The sequence below is a fragment of the Thermosynechococcus sp. OHK43 genome (genome assembly GCF_014466085.1).
In the GTDB taxonomy this organism is placed as follows: Bacteria; Cyanobacteriota; Cyanobacteriia; order Thermosynechococcales; family Thermosynechococcaceae; genus Thermosynechococcus.
On the sequence record NZ_JACOMP010000118.1, the window covers coordinates 1 to 6,450 of the forward strand.

Sequence of the window (6,450 nt, forward strand, 5' to 3'; positions counted from 1 at the left end):
GTAGAGATCAATGTAGTCGGTGTTGAGGTTACGGAGCGATCGCTCGCAGGCGGCAATCACGTCTTTGTAGCGCAAGTGGTTGGCGAAGACTTTCGTCGCATAGACACAGCGATCGCGCAAGTCTCCCACGGCTGCAGCCACAATCCGCTCTGAATGACCCTCCCCATAGACTTCAGCCGTATCAATGGTGGTCATCCCTGCTTCGACAGCAGCACGAATGGTGCGAATGGACTCTTCATCTTCAATGCCAACCCACCAACGTTTGCCCGCTTGCCACGTGCCAAGAATCAGGGGTGTGATTTGAATCTCTGTGCGACCAAGGGAACGGGTTTGCATACCATCATTGAATCAGCCCAACAGTAGGAGTTTTGGGGGGATAGGGTGAATGGTGTAACAAGTTGATGATGTAGTTGCCCCGAACTGTAGTAATGACAATCCTGTTGTGCAAAACTCCATCGTCACTCTACCGCGATCCGCACTTTCCTGCAACTGATAGAGCTTTTTCAGGGACTAGTGGTGGGGGCTAAAAGCCGCTCATCGTTCTAACGGCTCAAGAAAATGACCATTGTGCTGCCATAGGTTTTAATGCGTTGCTGCTGCCAGCCGATCGCCAGAATCGCCTCTAAATCTGGTGGATTTTTTGTGCGACACTCAACGGCAATTTCCCCCTTAGGACTGAGACGCTCCTCCTGCCAAAGCAACTGGAGAACGGGTAGATATAAATCACTATTGTAGGGGGGGTCAAAGTAAATAAACTCAAACTGGAGAATAGGGACTTGAGGCAGCTTCTGGCGCACATCCCCCCGCAAAACCAGGGTGTGCTGATGGGGTTGGGCAAGGGCTGACCAGTTTTCACGGATGACTTGGCAGGCTTGGGGAGACTGTTCAATACCAACCACCCACTGGGCACCGCGCAGTAGGGCTTCCGCCCCCATTGCACCGGTACCAGCACACAAATCTAGCCAGCCACATCCTTGGAGGCGACCCTGCCAGATATTGAAAATCGCTTGGCGAACTTTGGCACTTGTGGGACGGGTACTGTGACCGGGAAGGGTTTTGAGCGATCGCTGGCCCGAAATTCGCAAAGGCATATTTTTAAGGTAACGGCTTTAGCCCAAAATAAAAAGCCCTAGGAGTCTTGCCGTGTTTCGACCCTAGGACTTTTGTTTGCGAATCACTCCTCACTAACTCAACAATACTCTGAGGGTCTGGGAACCTGTAGAGCGGCACATGACACTTTCTCAAGTGACACCTGTTTTCTAGGGGGAGGGTGCTGACTTCATTGTCGTGGCTGCTTTGATTTGGACACAGTGGTCAGTGACCCGATCCATCAGCTCCATCAGCAAAAGACTCTACTGCGCCAACCCAACCATTCAGTTTGATTCAGGCAAAACACTGTTGTTCCTCCAGAGAACCAACGCCCGCGTTGGTAAGAATTTAATATCTCAAATAAGATAATTAAACTTATAACAAGTCTTTTAATGAAATTAAAAATCTCATAAGAGATACTCTTCGGGAAGGGGCCAAAGGAATCGGAACAGGAGGGCCTGGCTGGCGGACTAGAGCTGTCTTAGGGGTAGGGACCCAAACGAATCAAGGCAAACCCTCGATCTAAGGTGATCTCAAACTCTGAGCCCCCTTGAGAGGGGGGATGCTCTTCTGCCTTCGCGGTCGGTTATCCTGCTGAAGCTGTACTGCCTTGAGCTCCGCTGTAGAGGCAGGAGCCGGCGATCGTAAGAGAGTCTAAAGCAGCGCATCTGACGTGCTTGACTGATCTCGGTTGACCGATTGTGGGTGCCGCAATAGAGCAAATTTCTCAAAGCTTTTCCTAGAGCGAGTTTTAGCTGCCCTGACTCGAATAATGGACTAAAGTTGGCCTAAATTTCCTTGCTGCACAATCTCCCCTGCTCAATTGAGGAAAAAGCCAGCAAATGCTATCTTAGATAAGTTATCGGGATGTAGCGCAGCTTGGTAGCGCACTTCGTTCGGGACGAAGGGGTCGCAGGTTCAAATCCTGTCATCCCGATCGGTCAGCACACAACTGTTAAGATAGGTAAGAAATACCCTAGGATTGTGTTGTGCTATGACCTCGGCTGCATCCTCAGTTGCCCGTTCTGATTTAGCAGAATTGCGTCGTCTCAAGTCTCTCTTGCCGCCAGAGCTGCAAAGCTGGGTGATGATCGAACCAGCAAGTGGGGTGAATCCTCCCCTCATTACCTGCGAGGAAATTGGCAAGGATGAGGTGGAAATTCAAATTGATTTAGCACGTTGGGATCAATTGGCCAAGGATCAGCGCAACCTCCTCTTTTGGCACGAGGTTGCCCGCATTCAAAATGACACGATTCCTCGCGATGGCTGGGAAATGGCGGCACTGGCGATTGGCCTGGGGGGTGCCGTGGGAGAACTTTGGGTACAGGATGGCTTGCTGCTGCTCCTTGCCCTTGGGCTGTGTGGCTTTTCGGGCTGGCGGCTTTACCAGCGCAATAATGGCGAAAAGGTTCTCAAGGAAGCTATTGCCGCTGATGAGCGAGCGATCGCCCTCGCCACCCGCTTCGGCTATGAATTGCCCAATGCCTACAAAAGTCTTGGCAGTGCCCTCAAGCTTTTGATCGAGCAGGCCCCCAATCGCCGCCAACGCAAACGCTATGAGCTGCGTCTGCAGGCCCTGAAGAAGAGCGCGGCTAAAGCCAAGGCTCGCATGCAGGCCATGCAAAACGACACTCCAGCAGGCTCCTAGTCATGGCTCGCCCAAAACGCCAACGGCTGCTGCCAATAATCATTCTCCTGTGGACAGTGGCCAGTCTAGGATTTATGGCCCAGTGGGATTTACATCCAGTGCTGCGGTACTATGGCTGGGTCTTTACGGCTCAAATTGCCTTTTTGCTTTTCTTCTTGCCGCAGATGGGACGACAGCTCAGGGGTGTCCAACGCTCCCAAGGGAATGACAGTCTTCCCTAAGTGACGCCAAAAAACCTCGATCAGGACGATCGAGGATAGGAGGGTAGCTAACAGGAATTTATTGAAATTAATTTTCAATAGCTGGACTGAGAAAAGTTTCCAACTCCTTGAAATTAAATCCCATGGCTCGCAGGGCGTGCCAAAGGTGACCCTGTAGGAAGAAAAAAGCAAGGAAGAAGTGGGCATTGGCTAGCCACGCACGGGGAGTATGTTGGCCAAGGGGCAATTCAATGGTGTCTGCGAAGTAGGGCGCAATTCCCAGCTTGACTTCTAGGGGTGGTCCATAAAACGCGACCGGATAGGCGAGTGTATTCACTGCACAGAAGTAGGCGGCCACAAACCCCGCCAAGGCAATTCCCCCAAGTGAATAGGAGAGAATTGCTTCAGCATTAAACATCAGCACCTTCCGTGCCCAAGCCAACGGCGGTACAAGAATGTGCCAAATGCCACCTGCAATTAGCAAAATGGCAATGTAGATATGCCCTCCCACTAGGTCTTCCAAACTATTAATGCTGGCAAAGTGGGTTTGGTAGCCATAGATAACAAAGGGATCCAACGTGGGCTGCGCTACAAGGCGTACCGTTTGCAAATTGGCATCGTACAACCCACCCCAGATGGTTGCTTTGAGAACCAACAGCAGGGCACCGAACCCCAAAAAGAGCAGATGATGTCCTAAAATAATGCCCAGTTGTTTTGGATCATCCCAGCGGAAGTGGAAGCGACGGGCCCGACCAGTGGCTGTACTGAGATCATGGGGGGCACGAAAGGTATGAAAGAGCGCACCGGCCCCTAGGACAGCAGAGGAAATCAGATGCACTGCCCCAATCACAAAGTAGGGGTACAAATCCACCACTTTACCCTCCTCGCCGATGCCAAACCCCAAGGTTGCTAGATGGGGCAGCAAAATCAGGCCCTGTTCTCCCATAGGCAGATTGGGGTTGTATTGGGAAATTTCGTAAAGCGTAAAGGCGCCGGCCCAGAATACGGTCAGAGCTGCCTGTGCCACATGGGCGGCAATGAATAACCCTGAGAGGTTTACAAATCGGGCATTACCGGCCCACCAATCATACTTGACGTTGGCTTGACCGTAGGTTTGTAAGCCGGCAGCCATCACAGGGGTTGGAGATTCACTGGCGATCGCCATCCTGTCCTCCTTTGTTGATAAATAGATTGGACGTCAACATTGGGATTTATTGAGCATTAATCTCAACAAACCCAGATTTACTATAGCAGGTTTATTGAGAATTAGTAGCATCTAACAAGAATGCAAATATAAAGATATGTAACTAATGGCTAGGGGCATTCTCCTTTCAGAAGGTTGAGCAATAGGCAGGTAAGGCAGTAGAGTAGTAGCGACAGGTACTTGGCGGTTAGGTATGGCCATTTTGCTTTATCACGAAAATGTGGCAACGGCGGCCACATTGGTCTCGATCCTAACCACTGCCGATCATCGGGTGGATGTGGTTGCCCGATCCGAAGACCTCTGGAGCTTACTAGCCAGTCGTCGCTACCACCTCTTGATTGTGGATGAGTCCCATTTGGGCACAACAGTTGAGGTCTTTTGCCAGAAAGTGCGCGATCGCGGATTTCAGGAACCTATTTTGATCCTCACGGGCCAAGATTGGCCAACCCAGCCAGATACCCAAGTCATTTATTGTCGCTATCCCTGCTCCCCAGCAGCACTCCTTGAAATCGTCCAGCAACTCCTCAGTGCGATCGCCACCTCTAAGCCTGAGCAGAACCGCGATTCTGGCCTGCCCCTTGTCCTTCACATTGACAACGACACTGACTTAATCCGTTCCCTTGAGGAGCATTCTGCCGATAGTGGTTTTCGCTATGTGGCCATAGATAGCTGGCCCGTCGTCAATACCTTTCTGCAGGAGTGCTGGCCCAATGCTGTCATTCTCAATCCGGAAGTAATGCCCGATAAAGTGACCACCCGCGAGTTTTTGCAGCAATTGCGCCAACATCGTCCGCCCATCCCCGCACTCGTGTTTACTGCCCGTGACACGTGGCGCGATCGCTTGGCGGCTATTCGCCTTGGCTCGCGGATGACCCTGAGTAAGCCCGTTGATGTCGAGCGGCTGTTGCAAACCCTCGAACAGTTACTCCAGCCCCAAGAGATGACCTCCGCCAGCATTCTGGCTGTGGACGATGATGCCGTCACCCTGGCCATCCTGAAACGCCTCTTGGAACCTTGGGGAATGAGCGTCACCTCACTTCAAGATCCCGATCAATTTTGGGATGTGCTAGAGACCACCACCCCCGAATTGGTGATTCTCGATGTCCAAATGCCGGGCATCAACGGCCTAGAACTCTGCCAAGTTGTGCGCAATGATCCCCGTTGGAATCAGCTCCCTATCCTCTTTCTTACGGCAACCACTGACCCGGCGCTGGTGAACCAACTCTTTGCCGCCGGTGCTGATGATTTTGTCAGTAAACCCATTGCTGGTCCTGAGCTGATAACGCGGATCATCAACCGCCTAGAGCGTACCCGCCTTCTGAAACGCTTAGCAGAGGTCGATCCCCTCACAGGACTCAGCAATCGGCGTAAAGCCACAGAAGACATTGAACGCTTTTTAACCCTTGCCAGCCGCCAACAGCAAACCCTTTGCATTGCCGTTTTAGATTTAGATTATTTCAAACGCATCAATGATACCTACGGTCACGATGTCGGTGATCAGGTATTGGTGACTACCGCTCGGATGTTGCGCCAGTCCCTGCGCATGGAGGATGTTGTCGCTCGCTGGGGCGGCGAGGAATTTTTAATTGCGTTGTATGGCATTTCCCTTGAGGTGGCCAAGCACCGCCTTGCTATCTGTTTACAGCGATTGCGGAATCACACCTTCCACGCCCCCAACCATGACAGCTTTAAGGTGAGTTTTAGTGCCGGTATTAGTCAATTTCCCACCCATGGAAAGAGCTTAGTGCAACTGGTGAAGACGGCGGATGATGCCCTCTATGCCGCCAAGGCAGCAGGACGTGCTCAAATTATGACGGCCCTAAAGGAAATACCCCCAGAACTTGCCAATGCCTCCTCCCAAGAGGAATAAGCTATTCTAAAGGAGCACGCTCATTCTCAGTAAAACTCGGCCCCAGCACCGTTGACTGTCCTAAATGTATGACCTTATAATCTATGACCTTTGAGGCATCCTCTGGACAAAAAGCCACCATTCTCTTGGTAGATGACGATCCCAACCTGGTGCTCTTGGTCAAGGATTACCTTGAGATGCAGGGATATCGCGTGCTCACCGCAGCCCATGGCAATGAAGGGCTGGCAATTCTTCGGCAACACACTCCAGATTTAATTATTTGTGATGTGATGATGCCGCAGATGGATGGCTATAGCTTTGTCAGTGCGGTGCGACAACAGGCACACCTCAGTTGGTTGCCAGTGCTCTTTCTCTCCGCTAAGGGGCAAACCCACGATCGCATTAAGGGGTTGCAAACCGGCGGTGATGTTTACCTGGTCAAGCCCTTTGAACCGGATGA

The 6,450-nt window shown here is 51.6% G+C and carries 7 protein-coding genes and 1 tRNA gene; 5 read left to right on the top strand and 3 right to left on the bottom strand.

Going from position 1 to position 6,450, the window contains the following annotated elements; all coding sequences use genetic code 11:
• A partial coding sequence (locus tag H8Q75_RS04820; protein ID WP_297040833.1) for an aldo/keto reductase occupies positions 1-336 on the bottom strand: 336 nt, incomplete at its 3' end.
• A gap of 206 nt (positions 337-542) precedes the next feature.
• Complete coding sequence (rsmD, locus tag H8Q75_RS04825; protein WP_024124155.1) at positions 543-1,091, bottom strand: 16S rRNA (guanine(966)-N(2))-methyltransferase RsmD; 549 nt, start codon at positions 1,089-1,091, stop codon at positions 543-545.
• An 861-nt stretch (positions 1,092-1,952) separates the two neighbouring features.
• On the opposite strand from rsmD, the gene H8Q75_RS04830 reads away from it, so the two are divergent.
• From H8Q75_RS04830 to H8Q75_RS04840, 3 genes are all read left to right on the top strand, one after another.
• Positions 1,953-2,026, top strand: a tRNA-Pro gene (locus H8Q75_RS04830).
• 57 nt (positions 2,027-2,083) lie between these two features.
• On the top strand, positions 2,084-2,737 hold the full coding sequence (locus H8Q75_RS04835) for a DUF3318 domain-containing protein (protein WP_024124156.1): 654 nt from the start codon (positions 2,084-2,086) through the stop codon (positions 2,735-2,737).
• A 2-nt stretch (positions 2,738-2,739) separates the two neighbouring features.
• Positions 2,740-2,958, top strand: coding sequence for a hypothetical protein (locus H8Q75_RS04840; RefSeq protein ID WP_024124157.1), 219 nt, complete (start codon positions 2,740-2,742; stop codon positions 2,956-2,958).
• 67 nt (positions 2,959-3,025) lie between these two features.
• On the opposite strand, the gene H8Q75_RS04845 is transcribed toward H8Q75_RS04840, so the two are convergent.
• A complete protein-coding gene (locus H8Q75_RS04845; protein ID WP_024124158.1) occupies positions 3,026-4,102 on the bottom strand; it encodes a chlorophyll a/b binding light-harvesting protein in 1,077 nt (358 codons plus the stop codon).
• Positions 4,103-4,334: 232 nt separating this feature from the next.
• Between H8Q75_RS04845 and H8Q75_RS04850 the strand changes: the two genes are divergently transcribed.
• Positions 4,335-6,011 (top strand): diguanylate cyclase, encoded by a 1,677-nt coding sequence (locus H8Q75_RS04850; protein ID WP_024124159.1) that lies wholly within the window; start codon positions 4,335-4,337, stop codon positions 6,009-6,011.
• Positions 6,012-6,094: 83 nt separating this feature from the next.
• The coding region (locus H8Q75_RS04855) for a response regulator (protein ID WP_297040834.1) at positions 6,095-6,450 on the top strand (356 nt) is incomplete at its 3' end.

Coding starts and splice junctions, on each gene's coding strand:
- rsmD (WP_024124155.1), bottom strand. CDS start 1,091: ATGCCTTTGCGAATTTCGGGCCAGCGATCGCTCAAAACCCTTCCCGGT.
- H8Q75_RS04835 (WP_024124156.1), top strand. CDS start 2,084: ATGACCTCGGCTGCATCCTCAGTTGCCCGTTCTGATTTAGCAGAATTG.
- H8Q75_RS04840 (WP_024124157.1), top strand. CDS start 2,740: ATGGCTCGCCCAAAACGCCAACGGCTGCTGCCAATAATCATTCTCCTG.
- H8Q75_RS04845 (WP_024124158.1), bottom strand. CDS start 4,102: ATGGCGATCGCCAGTGAATCTCCAACCCCTGTGATGGCTGCCGGCTTA.
- H8Q75_RS04850 (WP_024124159.1), top strand. CDS start 4,335: ATGGCCATTTTGCTTTATCACGAAAATGTGGCAACGGCGGCCACATTG.